General features: G+C 46.5%; 18 protein-coding genes and 1 pseudogene. 14 read left to right on the top strand and 5 right to left on the bottom strand.

Going from position 1 to position 20,173, the window contains the following annotated elements:
- Positions 1-210: 210 nt before the first annotated feature.
- From cobB to corA, 4 genes are all read left to right on the top strand, one after another.
- Positions 211-954 carry a Sir2 family NAD+-dependent deacetylase gene (gene cobB, locus M0415_RS06755; RefSeq protein WP_249554813.1) on the top strand — a complete coding sequence of 248 codons (744 nt, stop codon included), beginning with the start codon at positions 211-213 and terminating at the stop codon, positions 952-954.
- Between the two features lie 38 nt (positions 955-992).
- On the top strand, positions 993-1,442 hold the full coding sequence (locus tag M0415_RS06750; RefSeq protein ID WP_249554815.1) for an ATP-binding protein: 450 nt from the start codon (positions 993-995) through the stop codon (positions 1,440-1,442).
- 254 nt (positions 1,443-1,696) lie between these two features.
- The gene (locus M0415_RS06745) at positions 1,697-2,059 is read left to right on the top strand and encodes a hypothetical protein (protein WP_249554817.1); all 363 of its coding nucleotides are present in this window, start codon (positions 1,697-1,699) and stop codon (positions 2,057-2,059) included.
- Positions 2,060-2,185: 126 nt separating this feature from the next.
- On the top strand, positions 2,186-3,133 hold the full coding sequence (corA, locus tag M0415_RS06740) for a magnesium/cobalt transporter CorA (protein ID WP_011716742.1): 948 nt from the start codon (positions 2,186-2,188) through the stop codon (positions 3,131-3,133).
- Between the two features lie 83 nt (positions 3,134-3,216).
- On the opposite strand, the gene M0415_RS06735 is transcribed toward corA, so the two are convergent.
- Positions 3,217-4,479 carry a cyclic di-GMP phosphodiesterase gene (locus M0415_RS06735; RefSeq protein ID WP_249554818.1) on the bottom strand — a complete coding sequence of 421 codons (1,263 nt, stop codon included), beginning with the start codon at positions 4,477-4,479 and terminating at the stop codon, positions 3,217-3,219.
- Positions 4,480-4,595: 116 nt separating this feature from the next.
- Between M0415_RS06735 and M0415_RS06730 the strand changes: the two genes are divergently transcribed.
- A complete protein-coding gene (locus M0415_RS06730) occupies positions 4,596-5,291 on the top strand; it encodes a 2OG-Fe(II) oxygenase (protein ID WP_249554821.1) in 696 nt (231 codons plus the stop codon).
- Between the two features lie 15 nt (positions 5,292-5,306).
- Here M0415_RS06730 and M0415_RS06725 read toward each other — a convergent pair whose 3' ends face one another.
- Both M0415_RS06725 and M0415_RS06720 read right to left on the bottom strand, forming a co-directional pair.
- The gene (locus M0415_RS06725) at positions 5,307-6,656 is read right to left on the bottom strand and encodes an ATP-binding protein (RefSeq protein ID WP_249554823.1); all 1,350 of its coding nucleotides are present in this window, start codon (positions 6,654-6,656) and stop codon (positions 5,307-5,309) included.
- A complete protein-coding gene (locus M0415_RS06720) occupies positions 6,647-7,321 on the bottom strand; it encodes a response regulator (RefSeq protein ID WP_041412604.1) in 675 nt (224 codons plus the stop codon). Before M0415_RS06720 ends, M0415_RS06725 begins: the two co-directional genes overlap by 10 nt.
- A 253-nt stretch (positions 7,322-7,574) precedes the next feature.
- Between M0415_RS06720 and tnpA the strand changes: the two are divergent.
- Together tnpA and M0415_RS06710 are read left to right on the top strand one after the other, a co-directional pair.
- Positions 7,575-8,021, top strand: a pseudogene (tnpA, locus tag M0415_RS06715) (IS200/IS605 family transposase).
- A gap of 411 nt (positions 8,022-8,432) precedes the next feature.
- Positions 8,433-11,081: a TonB-dependent receptor gene (locus M0415_RS06710; RefSeq protein ID WP_249554825.1), complete on the top strand. Its 2,649-nt coding sequence runs from the start codon at positions 8,433-8,435 to the stop codon at positions 11,079-11,081.
- Positions 11,082-11,155: 74 nt separating this feature from the next.
- Here M0415_RS06710 and M0415_RS06705 read toward each other — a convergent pair whose 3' ends face one another.
- Entirely contained in the window at positions 11,156-11,515 is a 360-nt protein-coding gene (locus M0415_RS06705; protein ID WP_011717378.1) for a TraR/DksA C4-type zinc finger protein, read from the bottom strand.
- A gap of 163 nt (positions 11,516-11,678) precedes the next feature.
- The gene (locus tag M0415_RS06700) at positions 11,679-12,626 is read right to left on the bottom strand and encodes a tRNA-dihydrouridine synthase (protein WP_248966958.1); all 948 of its coding nucleotides are present in this window, start codon (positions 12,624-12,626) and stop codon (positions 11,679-11,681) included.
- A gap of 259 nt (positions 12,627-12,885) precedes the next feature.
- On the opposite strand from M0415_RS06700, the gene M0415_RS06695 reads away from it, so the two are divergent.
- The 7 genes from M0415_RS06695 to dnaX all read left to right on the top strand — a co-directional run bounded on the left by M0415_RS06695 (position 12,886) and on the right by dnaX (position 20,093).
- Positions 12,886-13,317: an HvfA family oxazolone/thioamide-modified RiPP metallophore gene (locus M0415_RS06695; protein WP_249554827.1), complete on the top strand. Its 432-nt coding sequence runs from the start codon at positions 12,886-12,888 to the stop codon at positions 13,315-13,317.
- Between the two features lie 145 nt (positions 13,318-13,462).
- The gene (locus M0415_RS06690) at positions 13,463-14,302 is read left to right on the top strand and encodes an HvfB family MNIO-type RiPP peptide maturase (RefSeq protein ID WP_249554829.1); all 840 of its coding nucleotides are present in this window, start codon (positions 13,463-13,465) and stop codon (positions 14,300-14,302) included.
- The gene (locus tag M0415_RS06685) at positions 14,302-15,042 is read left to right on the top strand and encodes an HvfC family RiPP maturation protein (protein WP_249554831.1); all 741 of its coding nucleotides are present in this window, start codon (positions 14,302-14,304) and stop codon (positions 15,040-15,042) included. The genes M0415_RS06690 and M0415_RS06685 overlap by 1 nt, the downstream gene beginning before the upstream one ends.
- A 156-nt stretch (positions 15,043-15,198) precedes the next feature.
- Complete coding sequence (locus M0415_RS21450; RefSeq protein WP_011623018.1) at positions 15,199-15,321, top strand: hypothetical protein; 123 nt, start codon at positions 15,199-15,201, stop codon at positions 15,319-15,321.
- A 119-nt stretch (positions 15,322-15,440) separates the two neighbouring features.
- The gene (locus M0415_RS06680; RefSeq protein WP_249554832.1) at positions 15,441-15,809 is read left to right on the top strand and encodes a YbaN family protein; all 369 of its coding nucleotides are present in this window, start codon (positions 15,441-15,443) and stop codon (positions 15,807-15,809) included.
- Positions 15,810-16,280: 471 nt separating this feature from the next.
- Positions 16,281-16,832, top strand: coding sequence for an adenine phosphoribosyltransferase (gene apt, locus M0415_RS06675; RefSeq protein ID WP_023265726.1), 552 nt, complete (start codon positions 16,281-16,283; stop codon positions 16,830-16,832).
- A 129-nt stretch (positions 16,833-16,961) separates the two neighbouring features.
- Entirely contained in the window at positions 16,962-20,093 is a 3,132-nt protein-coding gene (gene dnaX, locus M0415_RS06670; protein ID WP_249554834.1) for a DNA polymerase III subunit gamma/tau, read from the top strand.
- The last annotated feature ends 80 nt before the right edge of the window (positions 20,094-20,173 follow it).

Raw genomic sequence — 20,173 nt, 5'->3', positions numbered from 1 at the left:
GAATGCCATTATAGGGGGTCAAATTAAAAACTTAAACCTTTGTTCTAGCTTTATGGGTCTATATGCAGATAAATTGTGTCACTTAGCGCGAAATTGCAATAAATTGCGGCAATTCAAGCATAGTTTTTGTAAGGTTATACCAAGGAATAATGTTCACGACGCGCAAATGTCGGGACAATGGACAGAATAATTACAATAAAAGGAAGCGGTATGTACCAGCATATTGTGGTGTTAACTGGCGCGGGCATTTCTGCCGAATCGGGATTACGTACCTTTCGCGATCAAGATGGTTTGTGGGAAGAGCACCATATTGAAGACGTGGCAACACCCGAAGGTTATGCCCGCGATACCGAACTAGTTGAGCGATTTTATAACAGTCGTTGGGAGCAATTGCACAGTGGCACTGTGATGCCCAATGCCGCGCATCTGGCGTTAGCTAAGCTAGAGGCGGAATTTGCCGGGCAATTATTGATTGTGACTCAAAACATCGATGACTTACATGAAAGGGCTGGCTCACGGCGCTTATTGCATATGCATGGCGAATTATCTAAAGGTCGCTGTCCACGCTCTCGCCAAACTTTTTTATTGAGAGAACCCTTCGGCCCCAATAACTGTTGTACTTGCTGTATTCCGGCGCAACGATTGCGCCCCCATGTGGTGTGGTTTGGCGAAATGCCGCTGGGGATGGACAGAATTCACGATGCGCTCGATAACTGCGATTTGTTTATCGCCATTGGCACCTCGGGTACTGTGTATCCGGCAGCAGGGTTTGTCGATACGGCCAATCATCATGGCGCGCAAACGGTGGAAGTTAATTTAGTCACACCCGACAGGCATAGCCAGTTCCAATATCATTTAACCGGTAAGGCGGGGGATTTGGTGCCTAAATTAGTCGATACCATACTCGCAGGCAAAGTGATTGGCTCCGATTTAGCCGAGTCTGATCTAATCTGATTTAACTGGGCTGATTAAAAACAATGAGCAGCGAGCGTATGACGCAAAAACTGGCGATTATTATGCGGGGATTACCGGGCAGCGGTAAATCCCATTGGGTCGAGCAGTTTGTTGCTAATCTGCATTTAGAAGAGGCGATTCGCGTTCGCCAAGGCGGTATTTTTTCGACCGATAGTTTTTTCTACGAAGGAGAGAAGTATCGATTCGATGCGAAAAAACTCTCCGAATACCATCAACGTAATTTAACCGCGTTTATTCAAGCGCTCAGTAGCGCTCAGCCCATTGTAATTTGTGACAACACTAATCTTTGCCGCTGGGAATATATGGCCTATGAGGCGGCAGCGAAAGCATTAGGTTATCAAGTGCGTATCGTACTGGTGGGGGAGCCTTCTGATCGTGTGCATCAACAATTGTGCGCCGAGCGTAATCGTCATGGGGTGCCGCTAAATCAAATACGACGCATGGCCGCGCAGTTTGAGGCATTCTAGGGCGCCTCATCTGCCGCTGTGTAGATGGCATTTAGCGTGTTATCGTTTTGTATTGACTCGACTTTCAATTGACTCGATTTTCTAGGTTAAGTGATAAGTGATAAGTGATAAGTTGTCATCTTCTGCTGTTAGTTTGATATAGATGTCAGCGGTTATGCCGTCGCGATATTGTGTTGCATAAGCTTGATCTTAATGACAGTTTCGCATTTCAATGTCGATTATAATCAGCTAAGTCCCGCCCTCTGGAGTGTCCCTTGTTAACAAAACTGCTGCTCACCTTAGCCGTTATCATTATGGCGATTTTACTGTTGGCCAATCGGCGGCCTAAGCAGGCGTCTGCCACTTCGGTGGATCTTCCGCCGATGCCGAGTCTGTGGCGTCGTTACGGCATGCGAGCAGCATTTTTACTGCTGGGGCTAAGCCTTTTAAGCTACAGTGTGTGGTATTGGTACGATCAACATAAAGTCGTGACTGTGACGATAGTATCTCCAAGTGGTGTGTTATCTGGTGTGTACAAGGCGCGTAAAGGGGATATCTCTGAGGCAAAGATGGTGACGGTTGAGGGCGTACATATTCGCTTTTCTAATGCAGAGCGGCTGGAAATTCTCGAAGACTAACACAGATTTATTTTATGAATTTATCGCTCTCGCCTTTTCATTACTAAGTTATGCGTTAAACTAGCGACAATTTTTTAGCCTGCACTTAAGTGGACTTTTTAGCTTAAGTTTTTTTCAGGAGGACACATGATTACTGCCTATGTCTACGAAAACCGTCAACTGACGGTCACTGAGATTAACACACAAGACAGTATTCCGGCGTCGACCATATGGTTGGATCTCTATAAACCTGATGATGCAGAGCGAGAATGGTTAAGTCGTTTTTCCGTTGAAGAAGTGCCCGACGAAGAGGATATCAACGAGATTGAGGCCTCGGCGCGTTTTTATCAAAACAGCGACGGCTTACATATCAATTCGTTATTCCCTCAGCGTGTAGGGCAAGACGTGCGTGGGGTGAACGTTTCCTTTAACCTGCGGACGAATTTCCTGTTGACCATACGTGAGGAGGATGTTGGCCTTATCCGTTTATTGCGTAACTATTTACGTTTAGGGCGACTCGAAGTCTCAACCCCGCAGGAATTGTTCCTCGAGTTGTTTAACCTCAAAGTAGATTACCTCTCCGACTTGATTGAGGACGTGTATACCGTGCTTGAAAACGTCGGTGAGCAGGTGTTCGACAGCGAAGAACTCGATGATGTGTTTAAACTTATTACCTTGCAGGAAGACTCTAACGGTAAAATTCGATTGAGCTTGCTCGATACCCAGCGCTCACTGCGTTATATGCAGCGCTACTACCGCGGTCAATTGTCCGATGAGCATTTGAAAGACTTACGGGAAATGCTCTCGGATATCGAGTCGTTAATGCCCCACAGTCAGTTTATCTTCGATAAGTTAAACTTTTTGCTCGATGCCGCCATGGGTTTCAGTGGCTTACAGCAGAATAAGATCATTAAAATCTTCTCGGTTGCCGCTGTGGTGTTTCTGCCGCCCACCTTGATTGCCAGCAGCTACGGGATGAACTTCCATGGTATGCCTGAGTTAGGTTGGCAATATGGTTATCCGATGGCAATCATGATGATGCTCGCCAGTGCAGCGGGTACGTATTTCTTCTTTAAACGTAAGCATTGGCTGTAATAGGACATTCAATGATTTCGAAAGAGGCAAAAAAGCCGGAGTCACTCCGGCTTATTTATTGGGCAAATGAATCACTTTATGGATTATTTACGGCTATCGCCGCCAAAGTAGTAGCTCACGCGCTCGCGAGGATTGAGGTACTCGTGTACTTTTTCGGGCAGTGCAGCGGGCGGCAGACAGCGGACTATCGTTATCCCTTCGACTTCAAGATCGACAATCGGCGCCTGATCTTTGGGCACCAGTGCATCATACACAAGGATTTTCGGGCAAAGTAGTTTTTGCAGATTGACCGACATCACCATAGCATATTGACCGCTCGACAACTCCACCACACTCCCTGGCGGATAAATGCCGAGCATTTTGATCATCTTGCCAATATATTCCTGATTTAATTTGGTTTTGTACTGCTTATATAAATAGCCCAAGGCGGCATAGGGCATACGCGCCTTACCTTGATTACTCGGATAACAAAGCGAGTCGTACTCGTTCACGACGGCCAATAGTTGGGAAGTTTTATCCAGATCTGCTTCCTTTAAACCTTTTGGATAACCTGTACCATCGAGAAACTCATGGTGATTGGTAATGGGTGGCAAGGCGGCTTCTGGGAAGTTATCGGCCAGTTTAAGCAGTTCAATCCCCAGCAGCGGATGTTGCTTGATAAAATTCAGCTCTGGCGCCGACCATTGTGTGGTCTTTTTCAAAATTTGCGGCGGCACTTTGAGTTTGCCGACATCGTGAAACAACGCACTTAAACCTACTAATTCGATTTCGCTGCGATCCCATTCCATCTCTTTGGCGATGAGCATAGAGAGAATGGCTACGTTTAATGAGTGGTAATAGATGCTCTCATCCTGTTTGGCATCGCTCATTAAATGCAGTACTAGGTTATCGGAGGTTAACAATTGCTCGACAATGGTATGGACTAAATCCTTGGCATCATCCACGGCATTGAGTGGTCGATTGCGAAGCTTAGCAATAAGACTGCGCATCATAGCTACTGAGCGGGTAAAGTTTTGCTCGGTTTTATGGATATCGCGGCGCAGCTTTTTTTGCACTTCGATTTGCTCGGCCTTGTATTGATCCATGTCGTTTTTTAACACATTGATCTCGGCCGTCGGCGGCAATTTTATTGGATTAACGGCATCTGGATTTAAGGGGGGGGGTTCACTGCGCTCTAAATCGACAATCACGAATTCGATGCCCAGATTTTTAATGAGCTCAATCTGCGCAGCTTGTTTGATGTGAAAGCTACTGAATAAAAAAGGGTGATCTTTCCAGGCCACGGGCAAACGCACAAAATTGCCGACCTGTAATTGATGGACTGAGACTTTACAGCTTTTTTTCATATTCTTGTTATCGTGAAGCCAATGGGGTTATTTTATATCAATGATGCAGCTTTACAATTACTTAACTAACGTGTCAGCATAGTAAGGGTAGAAAATAGCCGAAGCACTGAGCATATATGGACTTTATTGAAGTATACCCTAATGCGTTACCCGATGACCTATGTGATCGTCTCATTCTTGCATTTGAACAACATGCCGGTGTGGTCGATGGTCAAACGGGTAATGGTGTCGACCTCGAAAAGAAGATCAGCCGCGATCTCACCTTAGATAATTTTGCCGATTTACAACCCATCAAGAATGAACTGTTATCTTATACCCTAAAGGGCACAACGGATTATTTTACTAAGTATTCGATGGCCCTAATGGGCGCGGTGGCGGTTTCTGTGAGTGACGAGCAAGGGCAAGCGGTAACCTTAACGCCGAATAATTTTGAGCGCCTCGGCAAGCCAAGAGCCGAAGCCTTAGTCAAATATTTATATCGCAGTGGTAGCATCAATGTGCAGAAATATCAGCAAAATAAAGGCGGATATCCCCATTGGCATTCGGAGCAATTTCCCCAACTAAACCACAATGAGGCGCTGCATCGTGTCGTGCTGTATATGTTTTATTTAAACGATGTGGAAGAGGGCGGAGAAACCGAGTTTTATTACCAGCAGCGTAAGATTTCGCCAAAGAAAGGTACTATGGTGATTGCGCCCGCAGGTTTTACCCATTCCCATCGCGGCAATATGCCGATCAGTAACGATAAATATATTGCCACGTCATGGGTAATGTTTAACCGCGCCGAGCAGTTATACGCGGTATATGCATAAAATCCTAGGACTTATTTAGACGGGGATGTGAATGCGAAAGCGCGCGCCCTCTAAGTGGCTTTCTTCAATGCTGAGTTCGCCGCCATAACTGCTGACAATCTCATCACACACGGCTAAGCCAATGCCTTGGCCTGGAGATTGGGTGTCGGCTCTCACGCCCCGTTGAATGATTTTTTGGCGCAGCTTCTCTTCAACCCCTGGTCCGTCATCTTCGACGATTAATTCAAAATCACCTTGATCCGTATAACGGGCGCTGACCTGAACTTGGCTGATACACAAACGGAAGGCATTTTCCATCAGGTTGCCACATAGCTCCATCAAGTCGCCCTTATTGCCCGGAAACTGCAGGTTTGTGGGGATGTTAGCCTTAAATTGCACCTGTTTTTCGCGGTAAATCTTAAATAACATTTGCGCGAGTTGATCGACGAGCGGGGCGATAGCTGTGTGTTCTTGTTTCAAGCCTTGGCGACCCAACATGGCACGTTTAAGTTGATATTTAACCAGTTGATCCATTTGGCTGATCTGCTCCATGATTTTTTCATTGGCAGATTGTTTACTGAGACTCGTGTCATCGGTAATGGCGTGCACCGCTGCAAGACGGGTTTTTAGGCTGTGGGCCAGATCGTTCATCGCATTTTGATAGCGTTGCTGTTGCGCGCTTGATTGTTGTAATAGTTGGTTAAGGGCTTGAGTGACCCCTTCAAGCTCGACAGGGTAACCCTCTGAAAGTGACTTCGTCTTACCTTGGTTAATCGATTGCAACTCGTTTTGCATTCGTACCAGTGGACGCATCCCCCAATAAGCCGCACTGACCAGCAGAATGAGCGCTAGGGCGAGCACCATGGCTAAACGGATGTAGGTGCGTTTACTGAATTTGCTGTATTCCTGCTCGAGTTTGGCTGCATCCTTCATCACCAGCAGGTTGTAGTGTACCCCCGCGATTTCGACCGCGAGTAAATACACAAAGTAACCTCTGTCATCGGCCATGGTCAGGTAGTAGGGCGGTGAGTCGTTGCGGATTTCGTTGAAACGTTCGCAGGTATCAAATAGCCCTCGGTCAACGGCGAGGGAAGATGTCCACACTTGCTTAAATTTTTCATCGCAGCTCGCCATTACATAGCGTTCTTGCTTGTTATTTTCCTCTAACCAGGCGCTGGTGTCGGGGATCAAGTCATGTTCCCTCAACTCGGCGGCGACTTGAGGGATCTCGGCGATCAGCTGCGCTGTTTCTTCGTTGTAGCTATTTTGCGCATGCAGAATATTGACCATCCATGCGAGGCCAAATCCGACTAAGGTGATGATTGATAATGAGGTGAGAAACATCCGTGTGAGCAGACGTTTCTTCATTTTGAGTCTTAATTGCATGGCAGATTGAATTTATAACCTTGGCCACGGATGGTCACAATAGGGTTGTCGATACCATCGCGGGTGAGTTTTTTACGTAGACGGCTCACCATAACCTCAATGGTGTTCGGATCGCCTTCTTTGTCGCCGTAAATCACGTCCAGTAGCCGTTGTTTAGCGACGACTTCATGGCAATGGCGCATCAGATATTCCAAGATGAGGTATTCGAAAGCGGTGACTTCCATCACTTCATTCGCGAGAGTGACCTGTTTAGCGGCAAGATCGAGCTTTAACTCGCCACTGGTAATAACGGGTTTAACAAAGCCTGCGCTGCGTCTGACTAAGGCGTCGAGTCTTGCGACTAACTCTTCTTTTTGGAAGGGTTTGACTAAATAGTCGTCGGCACCCGCGTTGAGGCCTTCAACTTTATCTTGCCAGTTAACTCGGGCCGTGAGGATTAAGATAGGCGCCTTAACGCCTTCTTCACGTAATTGTTGGATAAGGCTAATGCCGTCCTGATCGGGTAAACCTAAATCGACGATGGCCACATCGATGGGATAGTTAGTCGCTTGGAAGAATCCTTCCTTGGCGGTGAGGGCGACTTGGACTTGATTGCCCAAATCGCTTAACTGTACTTTTAGATGGTGGGATAAAATAAGATCATCTTCAACAACCAAAATTCTCATAATTCTCATGCCTTAAAGTCGACTGGGCTCAGTGTACGCAAAATATACGCGGGAGCCAAATATTGTCTTATTTTAGCCAATGGCAACTTAACCTCGGCTGACCAAGCTAAAGCAGTGGCTAAAATAAGTACTAATTTATTGGCATTCTAAAACCACCTCCTCTGGTGATGATCAGTCATCTGAGCTTTGCCCGTAGAATGCCCATACTAAATTCTGCCTTTGTTTGTTATCAGCAAATGAATGAGTAAATAGCATGAGCAGATATGAGTTTTCATCGCACGTATTTTACCGTTGTCAGTATCACTTAGTGTGGACACCGAAGTACAGATACAAGATTCTAGAAGGAAACTTGGGTAAGGAGCTTTACTGAAGTATTTATGTTTATTGCAATATGAAGAGATGTACGGTGGTAGAACTAAATGTGCAAATGGACCATGTGGACTTGGTTGTAAGGACTCCACCAAGTCTAATCGTATCGGAATTGATGGTTTTTGTTAAAGACCGAACAGCAATCAGGCTGTTTGCAAAGTTTCCTTATTTAAAAAGGTAATGGCTTTGGGGGAATCACTTTTGGCAAAGGGGCTATTTTGTTGACTCAGTAGGAGCCAATGAGGATATTATCAGAAGATATATAAGGTATCAGGATAAAGCCGCAAAAGAGAAAGCCGAGAGAAAAATTGAGTTAGGATTGGAATATTAGTTTGTTAGCCCTCCTTCTATGGGGCTTTTTACTTATGTTTTGCCTATTACCATGTTGTCGACATATTACTATTAAAAATAAATTTATAGATTGATACATTTTGAATCGAATGAAGTTGATTGTTTTTTTAATTGTTTTTTGTAACCACTTATTATCAATTAACTCTATTTGTATCACTATTAAAATAACCTTGCCATATCAAAGCGTTTTTATAACAATCTGATTTGCAACTGGTTAAGTGTGGATTGTTTTACTTTTTCTTCATGATACATGTATCAATTTGTTTTGTGATTGTTATTTTAGGTTGATGAAATTCATTGTTCTTAACAACATTGATACGTCAAGGAAGCTTGAGATTCAACAAAAAAACAACAAGTCGGGTTTAAAAAATTAAACCTCAAGGAGAGATATATGCATCATCTAACGTTAGCAGCTAAAGCCGTGCGCGCTAGTGTTATTACTATGAGTTCAGCGAGCGTTTTATTCTCTGGAATGTCTTTTTCTGCGGAGGAAAATACTAAAGTTGAGCGTATTGAAGTTACTGGTTCACGTATTAAACAGGTCGATATGGAAACTGTTTCGCCTGTGACAGTGATTAATGCCGCAGATATTGCTATGACGGGTGAGAAAACTGTAGCCGATGTGTTAAATAATTCGGCGATTAATAGTTTTGGCTCGTGGCGTGGTATTTCGGGATATGGTTCAGGGGCGAGTTCTACAAGCAACGTTAACCTTCGTGGTTTAGGCTCCTCGGCAACACTCGTGTTGCTTGATGGCCGTCGTATGCCGGGTACTAGTTCCAGCTCTGGCTCTGTAGCTGATACATCTTCTATCCCAATGGCAATCGTTGAGCGTATCGAAATTCTGCGTGATGGCGCTTCTGCTGTCTATGGTTCTGATGCAGTTGCGGGTGTAATTAATATTATTACGAAGAAAGAGTTTGATGGTCTGCAACTCGATTACAGCACAGAACAACCGAGTGTTGATGGTGGTGATGCAAATCGTTTATCGATTGCAACGGGTTATAACACAGATAAGGGGAATATCACGTTAACCTATGAATATTATGATACCAAAGCGGTAATGGATCGTGATATTTGGACGATGGATGATCCGAGTTATTCGGCCTACAGTGGTTTTAGCTCAGTGCCTAATGGTAGTTCGGCATCCGGTTGGTATAGTAATTCAGAAATCTGTGAGCAAACTGAAAATACTGTAGATACTACCGATGGTAATAATATTGGCCGCTGTTTATATAACCATGGCAATGTGACCAAATTATTTGGTGACCAAACACGTAATTCAATTTTGTCGAATTTTTCCTATGATATTTCCGATGGCATTCAATTTCGTGGCCGAACATCTGCCTCTTTGGCTGAAACTGAAACTCGATATGCCGGGACGCCAGTATCAACCAATTATCCAGTGATGAGTGCCGATAATAAATTTAATCCACTTGGTGAGGGTATGACTCTTTATATGCGCTCAGCTCAAATTGGTGAGCGCGATACTTTAACTGAAACCAATAATGTCGATATATTAGGCGGTTTTATTGGCGCCCTGGAATTAGGCAATGGAATCGATTGGGAATTAAATGCTCAGCATTCCCGCTCAACTACTAACTCTTTTAATTACAACTTGATTAACGATGAGATTGTCCAGCAAGGGATAGATTCTGAGCAGTATGACATTTTCAATACTTCTGGCATGAGCTATGAGCAATGGAACCAGCAAATGACAGAGCTGTATCGTAAAGCAGCTCATACTGGTGTGTATCAAGGTAAATTTGAAAGTACTCAAATCGACGGATTAGCCTCAACGCTACTACTTGATAATGGTAATGTTTCAGTTGCTATGGTGGGTGGACTTGAATATGAAATGATCAAGTTCAAGCAGACCAGTGATCCTGAATCGGCATCAGGCATTATTTCGGGTGGTTCAGGGGGAGATGACGTTGACGCTGAACGTGACCGCACCGCGGCTTATTTGGAATTCCAAGTCGGATTACCGGCCAATGTCGAGTTATCTGCTGCGGTTCGCTATGAGCGTTACGAGCAGGAAGGTTCGCTCACTGGTGCACAAGGGTCTGTGGTTAACTCTTCTACCTTCGATGCAGTGGTACCAAAGTTTGGCTTAAGTTGGCGACCAGTCGACAGTCTATTATTACGGGCAAGTTATGGCGATTCCTTCCGCGCACCTAATATGAGTGAGATGTTCTCTTCGCAATCCTTGAGCTTTGAAAAGAGTGTCGATTCGTTGTGGTGTAATCAACCCGGAAATGTGGATGCTGTGTATTGTGCAACCAATAATCAACATAAAACTTGGTATGGTGGTAATCCTAACCTTGAGGCCGAGGAGGGGAATTCACTCACTTTAGGTGGAGTCTGGAATGTCACTGATGATTGGAATATGGAGATGTCTTATTTTTCAATAGCTTATGATAATAAAATTGAATCGGTTGATGTTGATGACATCCTGCGTGATGAAATCAAAAATGGCTCATCACCCTACGTTCACCGTGGTGTAGATGGCAAGATTGAATATATTGAAGCGGGTGTACGTAATTTAGCCTCAGTAGAAACTTCGGGTATCGATTTTGTAACCGCCTACAACTTAGAAACCGCAATCGGTGATTTTAACTTCAAGATTGATCTGACCCATGTTCTTGACTTTAAAAAGCAAGATAATGCAGAAGCTGAGATGATTGATTACGCGGGCACGACAGATTCACCTGATTGGCGTGGTAATTTTGCAACTAGCTGGAAATATGAAGACTTTTCAGCGGCATGGACTGTGGTGTATATAGGTAGTCAATCTGCTGATTACTACAATACCTTGGAGGAGACTGATCGTTACGTCGATTATTCTAGCTACTTCAAGCACAATATCCAGTTTGCCTATCAGCACGCTTATAACGGTTCAATCACCGTTGGGGTGAATAATTTGTTTGATGCTGATGCGCCAAACTATTACACCTATGCAGATTATCGTGATGTAAACGTCGGCCTTTATGATGTGTTAGGTCGTACTTATTATCTGAGAATTAATCAGAAGTTTTAAGTTATCTCCCTTCCTGAATAACCCAAACCTCCGCTTGCGGAGGTTTTTTTGCCTGTGGAATATATCGATGTTGCTCAATGACTCAGGCGCAGCTCATGGCGATGCTCATGCTGATAATGCTCGGCGCAGCTACTGCAACGTTGCTCTGTGGGATCTTGGGTCAAGCGTTCGGCTTCGATTTCGGTTTCGCAATCTGAGCATAGGCCGTACAAGCCTAAGTCAAGTTGACAGAAGGCGGCATCGAGGCGGTTTAAACGACAAAATAGCGGATGTTCTGCGAGATGACTCTGTGCCAGGCGGTCAATTAACTCGCCTAAGCTGAGGTTGGCATAATGCGCCCCAAGTATTTCAATAAACTGAGGGAGCGCGCCGATTTCCTTCCTTAGATTAGCTTCAAGCTCTGACAATTCTTGTCTGATATGGGTGGTGCTCACGTAAAATCGCCTGTTTTATCTGACTCTGGACATTCAGTCTAATAGTTCCACTATCAACGACTATGATAAAGATCAAGTATCTGTCCGATTTGCAGGGATTTAGTGGTGTTTTAAATAAAAATTCACCACTTTCTCATGGGATTATCCTATGCGCCATCTGTGGTTATTCGCCAAGGCGCTGCTGCGCCTCTTCCAGCACTCGCACAATTTCCTCTGTGGTTTTATAGATGCGCAGCTCCCTAAACAGGGTGTCCGCCTCAGGGTATTGGCGATTTAAGTAACTAAACCATTGCTTAATTCGCGCCGGATAATAATCACTCTTACGGCCGCTCAGTTCACGTTGGGTGTAGCTTAGCATCAAACCTAAGGTGTCGGCCCAGCTATAAGGCGCCGCGCCAGTCTTAATGGTATCGGCAAGATTGGGCAGCGAAATCGCGCCGCGGCCAATCATAATGCTGTCGCAGCCCGTCACCGCCATACAACGCTCGGCATCCTCGCGGTTCCAAATCTCACCATTGGCAATGACTGGAATGGGCAAACGCTCGCGCACTTCGGTGATGTATTCCCAGTAGGCGGGAGGTTTATAACCATCGACCTTACTGCGGGCATGGATAGCCAGCTCAGTCGCGCCCGCTTCATAAACGGCTAGCGCATTCTCCATAAACAGGGATTTGTCTTCGTAACCTAAACGAATTTTCGCCGTCACCGGATGCTCGGCGGGCACGGCTTGGCGCATGGCGCGCACAATATCGTGAATCGTATTAGGGTATTGCAGCAACACCGCGCCGCCATTACTGCGGTTCACCATCTTAGCGGGGCAACCAAAGTTAGCATCGACGCCGTGGGAGCCAAGCTCAATCGCGCGCATTGCGTTTTCGGCCATGCAGTTGGGCTCTTGCCCTAAAAGCTGTACGCGAACCGGCGTGCCCGAAGGGGTAAAGCCGCCATTGAGCAGTTCGGGGCATAGTTTGAGGAACACTTTTTCGGGTAAGAGTTGGTCAACCACGCGCACAAATTCGGTGACGAGCAAATCGTAGGGGTTAATTGAGGACAAAATATCTCGCATTAAGTCGTCAACCACGCCTTCCATCGGAGCCAAAATTACGCGCACTGCCACTAACCCATATCCAGTTTCAAAGGGCGTGCATTCTATCCTATTGGACTGTGGTTACAAAGCATTGCGAGGGAAGGGCGATGACTGTTTTGGGTTATTTTTACGACTAAATTCTGCTTCCTATCAGCATATTTTGATTATTTCTGTGATTTGGTGATATTTTTTGAAATGAAACCGAGATGGGGCGGGTCTTTTGCAGTAAGCCAGCTACAACACTGTTGTTGGCCACCATTCATCAAATAAAAGGAAGAGATATATGAAGTCAGTTAAGCAAACAGCCGTTGCAGTGGCGTTAGGTACAGTGGTGGTCGGTTCTGCGTTCGCCGTGAATGCGCAAACCAACCCATTCGGATTTGAAACCATGGAAGCGGGTTATCAAATCGTCGGTTCAGAAGGTAAATGTGGCGAAGCTAAGTGCGGCGGCGATATGAAAAAAGCCGCAGCCGAAAAAGCCAAAGAAGGTAAGTGTGGTGAAGGCAAGTGTGGTGGCGAGATGAAGAAAGCGGCCGCTGATAAAGCCCATGAAGGCAAATGCGGTGAAGGTAAATGTGGCGGCGATATGAAGAAAGCTGCTGCCGATAAAGCTCATGAAGGTAAGTGTGGTGAAGGCAAATGCGGTGGTGATATGAAAAAAGCCTCTGAAAAAGTCGAAGCTAAGGCCGACGCCGTCAAAAAAGAAATGAAATAAGCGCGAGTCGATACTATCGAGCTTCAATTCTACACTTGGCCAGCCTCTGCTGGCCTTTGTTTAGCAGTATTCGAGTACGAGCTTGTCAGAACAAACAGAATGTAATCTCGACACGTCAACACGCCCTAGCTAAGAGGTGAAAGCAATGCAAGAGAGTGGATTGGTTGGATTAGGCTTACGGCGTGAAATGCTCAGTGAGTTTTGCCAAGCGCTGCCAACGGCTATCGATTTTTTAGAGGTCGCCCCTGAAAACTGGATGACGCTCGGTGGAAAATATGGCAAGCAATTTAGGCAGCTTACTGAGCAACACACTTTTTTCTGCCATGGTTTGTCACTCTCTATCGGCAGTCCTGCCCCCTTAGATTTGGCGTTTGTTCGCCAAGTGAAGGCGTTTATGGATTTGCACCAAATTGAAGTCTATTCGGAGCATTTAAGTTATTGCTCGGGTGGCGGTCATTTATACGATCTTATGCCCATCCCCTTTACCGATGACGCAGTTAAGCATGTGGCGACGCGGGTAAAACAAGTGGAGGATATTTTAGAGCGGCCTTTGATCCTCGAGAATATTTCCTTTTATGCCGCGCCGAGCGCACAGATGAGTGAACAGGCGTTTTTAACCGCAGTGTTAGAAGAGGCCGACTGTAAACTGCTGTTAGATGTGAATAATATCTATGTGAACTCGATAAATCATCAATACGATGCCGAGGCTTATTTAAAGGCCATGCCAACGGAGCGCATCGCCTATTTGCATATTGCAGGGCATTACCAACAGTCAGAAACCTTGCTGATCGACACCCATGGCAGCGACATCAACGATCCGGTCTGGGCATTGTTGGATAAGTGCTATGCCCAGCATGGCGTCTTGCCGACGCTGCTCGAGCGTGACTTTAATCTGCCTGAAACGGTGCAGTTATTGGATGAGATTAACCAAATCCATGCCTATCAAGCGCGGGCGAAAAATCGTTTGGATAAGAGGATTGCCTGATGGATTTTAAGCAAGTACAGCAATCCTTTATCGATTATATTCGCGATCCCCAAAAGCCTGTGCCGAGCGGTGTGCCCCTCGAGCGGATGCAGGTTTACCGAGAGCTGTTTTTTAATAATGTGATGGGCTTTGTCTCCAATGCCTTTCCCGTGCTCAAAAGTCTTTATAGCGATGCACAGTGGCAAGCATTAGTGCAGGCTTTTTTCAGTGAACACGATTGTAAGTCACCAATTTTTATTGATATTGCCGGAGAGTTTTTACAGTTTCTGCAGTTTGAATATTCGCCAGGAGAAAGTGAGCCGCCCTTTATGTTGGAGCTGGCGCACTATGAATGGCTCGAGCTACGAGTGGCAACCGCGCAGCAAACGAGTGAGCAAGTTTTGCTATCCAAAGAGGATATTCTGCAACGTCATCTATGTTTAGCAACAACGGCCAGTGTGGCCCAATACCAGTATCCGGTGCAGCAGATCCGCCAAGATTTTCGTCCAACAGAGGCGCTGCCACAGCCAGTGTTTTTTTGCCTCTATCAGGATGAAGCGGGTGAGGTGTTTTTTTTACAATTAACGCCGTTAAGTGCGCAAGTGCTGGGATATTTGGCAGAGCAAGGCCAGAGTCGCCTCGATGAGATATTGAACTGGCTGCAAGGGATTTATCCGCAAATGCAATTGGAGATCTTAACCCAAGGCTGTATTCAGTTACTTGAACAACTCGCCGTGAAAGGGATAGTGCGCGGGATTTAAGCGGTATGTTGCTAAAATCAGCAAAATAAATGCAATAACCTTACAAAAAAAGGGTTTTTGTTGATTTGACAAACCGCTACAATGGCGCCCGTTTTGTGATCTTAATCACTGTACGATTCCTGCGCACTTATCTTTGCACACATTTGAGGAGCTGTAATGAGCAGTCAGCCATTTAAAGACCCATTTAACTTTATGTATTTTATTGGTTTTATTTTAGTCTTACTGTTGCCGACGCTTCCAGCAAGCCTGACTTGGTTAAAGCAATTAGGCTTAATTTAAGCAGGTTTTAATCTCAAATTGAGTATACTACTGGCCACTCTTAGAGTGGCTTTTGTTTTTTAGGTTTGAGGCAGCTACATACTTTACTTATCCACAAACTATATGGTCATTTACAAACTATGATATTGAAACGCGGTTTGTTTTTATTGATAGGTTGCCTGGCGTTAGGCCTTGGACTGCTGGGTATTGTATTGCCTCTACTACCGACTGTGCCGTTTATCCTGTTGTCGGCTTTTTGTTTTGCCCGCTCAAGCGAGCGGTTGCACCAGTGGCTGATGACACACCCTTGGTTTGCCGATGCGCTGACCCAATGGCAACAACATAGGGCGATGAGGCCTGGCCTTAAACGCCGAGCGATGTTGCTCACGGGACTCAGTTTTAGTGTTAGCATTCTGGTGGTCCCGATTATCTGGGTGAAGTTACTGCTGCTCACCATGGCATGCGGATTACTCTGGTATCTTAAAACTATTCCTGAAATCGAATCCTAGTGTAGGGCGTGTTGATGTTTCGAGATTAAATTTTGTTCTCTCTGGCAAGCTTGTGCTCGCGAAACGAGGAATGACGTGTAGTAATTCTACTCAAATGACGAGCGGCTCTTATGACAGAAAGTAAGAGCAAATGCTTGCCAGACGAACCCTTCGGGCAGCGTTTGGTTGACGTTTCTGCTGCGTTATTGTCCGTTTATGTAGAATAACTACACAGCACGGACTTTGCCTTGCATAAACGCCAGCCAAATAGCTGCAAAAATAACCCTGAAACGTCAACACACCCTATGGAAGCACATTTGATCTAAGGCACAAATTGGTAACCAATTCGTCACTTGAATACGCTGCTTATTGCAACTCAAACCAAAGCGGCATAAGCTTTGTGCGAATTATTAAAGCTCGTCCACACTCGCTGTGGACGTTTTGTTTTTACCGCCAGCAGTTACGCGTGGCGAAACGATTAAGTTAAATTAAATGGCTATGAATACAGAAACCTTATCCTTGATAAAGCAAAGCATTAAAACGATTCCTAATTATCCTAAGGAAGGGATTCTATTTCGCGATGTGACCAGTCTGCTGGAAAATGCTGCGGCCTATAAAGCGACTATCGATTTATTAGTTGAGCATTACCGCAATAAAGGCTTTACCAAGATTGTGGGCACCGAAGCCCGTGGTTTCTTATTTGGTGCGCCTTTAGCACTGGAATTAGGCATTGGTTTTGTGCCGGTACGTAAGCCCGGTAAGTTGCCACGCGCGACCATTAGCCAAAGCTATGAGCTGGAATATGGCCACGATAGCCTTGAAATCCATACCGATGCGATCACCGCGAATGACAAAGTATTAGTGGTTGACGATTTGCTGGCAACTGGTGGCACTATCGAAGCCACAGTCAAACTTATCCGCCAACTGGGTGGTGAAGTGCAAGATGCGGCCTTTGTGATTTCATTACCTGATCTCGGTGGCGAAGCCCGTTTAACTGCCTTAGGTCTTGAGTTGGTTAAACTTTGTGAGTTTGAAGGCGAATAATTCTTCAGCCAAAGGCGCCTAGGGATAGTTTAATGGCATGTCGTTAATTGACATGTTATCTTGCAACTATCTCGGGGCGCGATCCCCTTTTTTGTACCAACATTCTTGTCATGCACATTGGGGAGTTCCATGTCATATCAGGTGTTAGCCAGAAAATGGCGCCCTGCCACATTCGAACAGATGGTCGGCCAAAGCCACGTGTTGCACGCGCTCACGAATGCGTTAACGCAACAACGTTTACACCATGCTTATCTTTTTACGGGTACTCGCGGTGTGGGCAAGACCAGTTTGGCGCGTCTTTTCGCCAAAGGCCTCAACTGTGAAAAGGGCGTAACGGCTTCTCCCTGTGGCGTGTGTGGCAGCTGTGTCGAAATTGCCCAGGGCCGCTTTGTTGACTTGATCGAAGTCGATGCCGCCTCGCGCACTAAAGTCGATGACACCCGCGAACTCTTAGACAATGTGCAATATCGTCCGACCCGTGGCCGTTTTAAGGTCTACCTGATTGACGAAGTACACATGCTCTCCCGTAGCAGTTTTAATGCGCTGCTAAAAACCCTCGAAGAACCACCCGAGCATGTGAAGTTTTTGCTGGCGACGACCGATCCGCAAAAGCTGCCAGTGACTGTGTTATCTCGCTGCCTGCAATTTAACTTAAAGAGCTTAACCCAGCAGGAAATTGGCACTCAGCTACAGCATATTTTAACCCAAGAGCAATTGCCCTTTGAGCACGAAGCCTTAACCCTGCTCGCCAAAGCGGCTAATGGCAGTATGCGTGATGCCTTAAGTTTGACCGATCAGGCTATTGCCTTCGGTGGCGGCACTGTGATGCTCAATCAAGTGCAATCTATGCTGGGCAGAATTGATGAGCAGCATGTGCTGGGCTTACTCAAAGCTTTAACCGATGCCGATATTGGCGTATTGATGCAAAGCTGCGCACAGGTGCTCGCCTATGGCGCGGACGCCCAAGAAGTGCTGCGCAGTTTACTGGAATTATTGCATCAAATTACCCTGACTCAATTTGCACCTGCCGCGGCGCAGCAATCCCTTTATAGCGCGCAAATTCAAGCCTTTGCCGAGCAGTTAGCGCCGGAACAAGTGCAGTTGTATTACCAGATTTTACTGACTGGCCGTAAAGACTTACCCCATGCACCGGATCCTAAATCGGGCCTCGAAATGGCACTGCTCCGAGCGGTGGCATTTGTTCCCGAAAAGCCCGTGAAGCGTTGGCAGGTTGAAGATGCTGCTAAGGTGAGTTTGCCAGCTCAGCAGCCAATGTCTGCGACGCCCACACCAAATATGCCCGCGGCGGAACCAGCTGTAAATCAAGCTGTGGCTGAAAAAAAAACTCCGCTAACCGCTGAGCGTGACTCACAGACTCTGCCACAGGCTACAATGTCTGAGCCTATGGCTAAGAGTGAGAACGCTACAGCTTCGCAACAAGCCTTATCTGCTGAGGATATGTTAGCTGTCGATGATGCGATTGATGATGAGGCTGAACTGAATGCCGCATTAATTGCCGAGCAGCAAGTGATCTTAAGCCAAGCCCAAAGCCAAGGCTTTGGTGCAAGTGCAGCATCGAGTACTGAGGCCGTCTCAACTCCAGAAGCAAAAGCTGACTCAAGCGCTGAGTCGAGCTCAGTTTCTACGCCTGCATCGAACATTGATGCCGAGCATAATCTGGCAGCAACAGTGGATACTGCTAGCGTTGACCAGAAGCCTTCTCCTGCGACATTAACAGAACCCGTAGCCTTATCTCTTGATGATATCGAGGAAAAAACTCAAGCGAGTGTTAACGAGAATGCTGATGCGCTAGCGCCAGACGAATACTCCGCTGAAAATTACGAGCAATACGATTATGCCGCCGCGCCGCTCGATGCCTATCAGGATGATTATTCACGATTTATGGCTGAGGAGCAGGGCGGATTCTCTGGCTTGGAAGAGAGTTCGTTTAATCGCGACAGTGCTCAGTCTATCGGTCATAGGGATGTTGTGCATGAGTCCGCCGCGGACCCCAAATCGCAGTCTTTTGTCGAAAGCCTAGCTTCAACACCTCCAGCGTCAACTACAGTGTCCCTCGAGGATGACGATATTTTATCGGCGGTATTAGCGGCGCGTGACTCCTTGTTATCCGATCTTGATGCGCTCAGCACCAAGGAAGGTGATGGAAAAAAGTCGGCAACGGAAGTTAAGCTTAAAACTCCGAGCCAGAGTGCGCATAGCGCGCCAGTCTCTCACGCGACATCACAAAACACGCCTTCAGTCGATGCATCTATCGAGCAGCAAGTGGTTAGTAACGTGTCCGATAACGACTTTGAGCTACCCTTTGACGATGATTTCGAGGCCGAGCTTCATCTTGAGTCACAATCAAATGTCACGCCAACTCAGCCGCTTGATCCAAACGATCGCCCGCCATGGGAAGAGGCGCCCGTCGCGGGGATGGATGATGCCAACGCATCGGCTGCAAGTTCTAACCTACAGCTTGAAAACGCTGTTGTACTGCAAACAAGTGTTGATGATTTAGGCGCTGCGACCGTCACTGCTCAAATATCGCCAACGGATAGCGAGGCGACACAGGTTGGGCAAGCGGCTGGACAACATATTGGACAAGAAGCTGCACAAGAGGCTGTACCAGAGAGCGAGCCAGCTGCGCAAAGCCCTGAGATGAATACGGCGCCGCAGCCGCCTCAGGCACTTACATCACAACTAGCGCAGCAACAAATACAGCAACCGACTCAGCCACAAGATGCGGTGCAGTCACAGTCAAGCGAGACAGTACAACCAACGTCATCCACCGCATTAGCGCTGGCGCAATCGATTACCGGTCATCCCTTAGACTTGCACTGGTACAAGCTCATGGCGAGCCTAGAGATTGGCGGCCGTGTGCGTCAGTTGGCGGTAAACTCGATTTGTCAGCTGCAGGCTAACCCTTTGCCGTTGCTGCTAAAACCCGACCAGAAACACTTGGCGGCGCCCGTGGCGATTGAGCAGCTCGAGCAGGCACTGACCGCCGCAATGGGGAACCCGAGGCAGGTTGAGGTGGTCATAGGAACTGATCCCGCTCGGGAAACGCCCTTAGAGATGCGCAAACGTTTTCACCAAGAGTTACTGCAGCAGGCACGTCAATCGCTGATGATGGACGATAATGTGCAATGGCTGATTAACCGTTTTGGCGCCGAGCTGGACCAGGATACTTTACTCTATCCACCAGAATTGTTAGCTCAGCGTAGTGGGCTCATTCCTGCACTGCCTGAGCCCGAGTAATATTTCCTCTGTGCATATGCTGCGTGGAGTGGCAGAGTTTGTTAAAAACTCGCTATCAAGATCATAAGTTTAGCGATGGG

It is taken from the genome of Shewanella sp. 10B, assembly GCF_023475885.1.
Lineage (GTDB): Bacteria > Pseudomonadota > Gammaproteobacteria > Enterobacterales > Shewanellaceae > Shewanella > Shewanella mangrovisoli.
Note: the sequence above shows the minus strand (reverse complement) of the source record. Positions and strands in the feature narration are given on the sequence as shown.

Bases quoted from the DNA above. Each gene is read 5' to 3' on its own strand.
- apt (WP_023265726.1), top strand. From the start codon at position 16,281: ATGGCTATGAATACAGAAACCTTATCCTTGATAAAGCAAAGCATTAAA.
- M0415_RS06685 (WP_249554831.1), top strand. From the start codon at position 14,302: ATGGATTTTAAGCAAGTACAGCAATCCTTTATCGATTATATTCGCGAT.
- M0415_RS06735 (WP_249554818.1), bottom strand. From the start codon at position 4,479: ATGAAAAAAAGCTGTAAAGTCTCAGTCCATCAATTACAGGTCGGCAAT.
- M0415_RS06690 (WP_249554829.1), top strand. From the start codon at position 13,463: ATGCAAGAGAGTGGATTGGTTGGATTAGGCTTACGGCGTGAAATGCTC.
- M0415_RS06695 (WP_249554827.1), top strand. From the start codon at position 12,886: ATGAAGTCAGTTAAGCAAACAGCCGTTGCAGTGGCGTTAGGTACAGTG.
- M0415_RS21450 (WP_011623018.1), top strand. From the start codon at position 15,199: ATGAGCAGTCAGCCATTTAAAGACCCATTTAACTTTATGTATTTTATT.
- corA (WP_011716742.1), top strand. From the start codon at position 2,186: ATGATTACTGCCTATGTCTACGAAAACCGTCAACTGACGGTCACTGAG.
- M0415_RS06725 (WP_249554823.1), bottom strand. From the start codon at position 6,656: ATGCAATTAAGACTCAAAATGAAGAAACGTCTGCTCACACGGATGTTT.
- M0415_RS06680 (WP_249554832.1), top strand. From the start codon at position 15,441: ATGATATTGAAACGCGGTTTGTTTTTATTGATAGGTTGCCTGGCGTTA.
- M0415_RS06710 (WP_249554825.1), top strand. From the start codon at position 8,433: ATGCATCATCTAACGTTAGCAGCTAAAGCCGTGCGCGCTAGTGTTATT.
- dnaX (WP_249554834.1), top strand. From the start codon at position 16,962: ATGTCATATCAGGTGTTAGCCAGAAAATGGCGCCCTGCCACATTCGAA.
- M0415_RS06750 (WP_249554815.1), top strand. From the start codon at position 993: ATGACGCAAAAACTGGCGATTATTATGCGGGGATTACCGGGCAGCGGT.
- cobB (WP_249554813.1), top strand. From the start codon at position 211: ATGTACCAGCATATTGTGGTGTTAACTGGCGCGGGCATTTCTGCCGAA.
- M0415_RS06730 (WP_249554821.1), top strand. From the start codon at position 4,596: ATGGACTTTATTGAAGTATACCCTAATGCGTTACCCGATGACCTATGT.
- M0415_RS06720 (WP_041412604.1), bottom strand. From the start codon at position 7,321: ATGAGAATTTTGGTTGTTGAAGATGATCTTATTTTATCCCACCATCTA.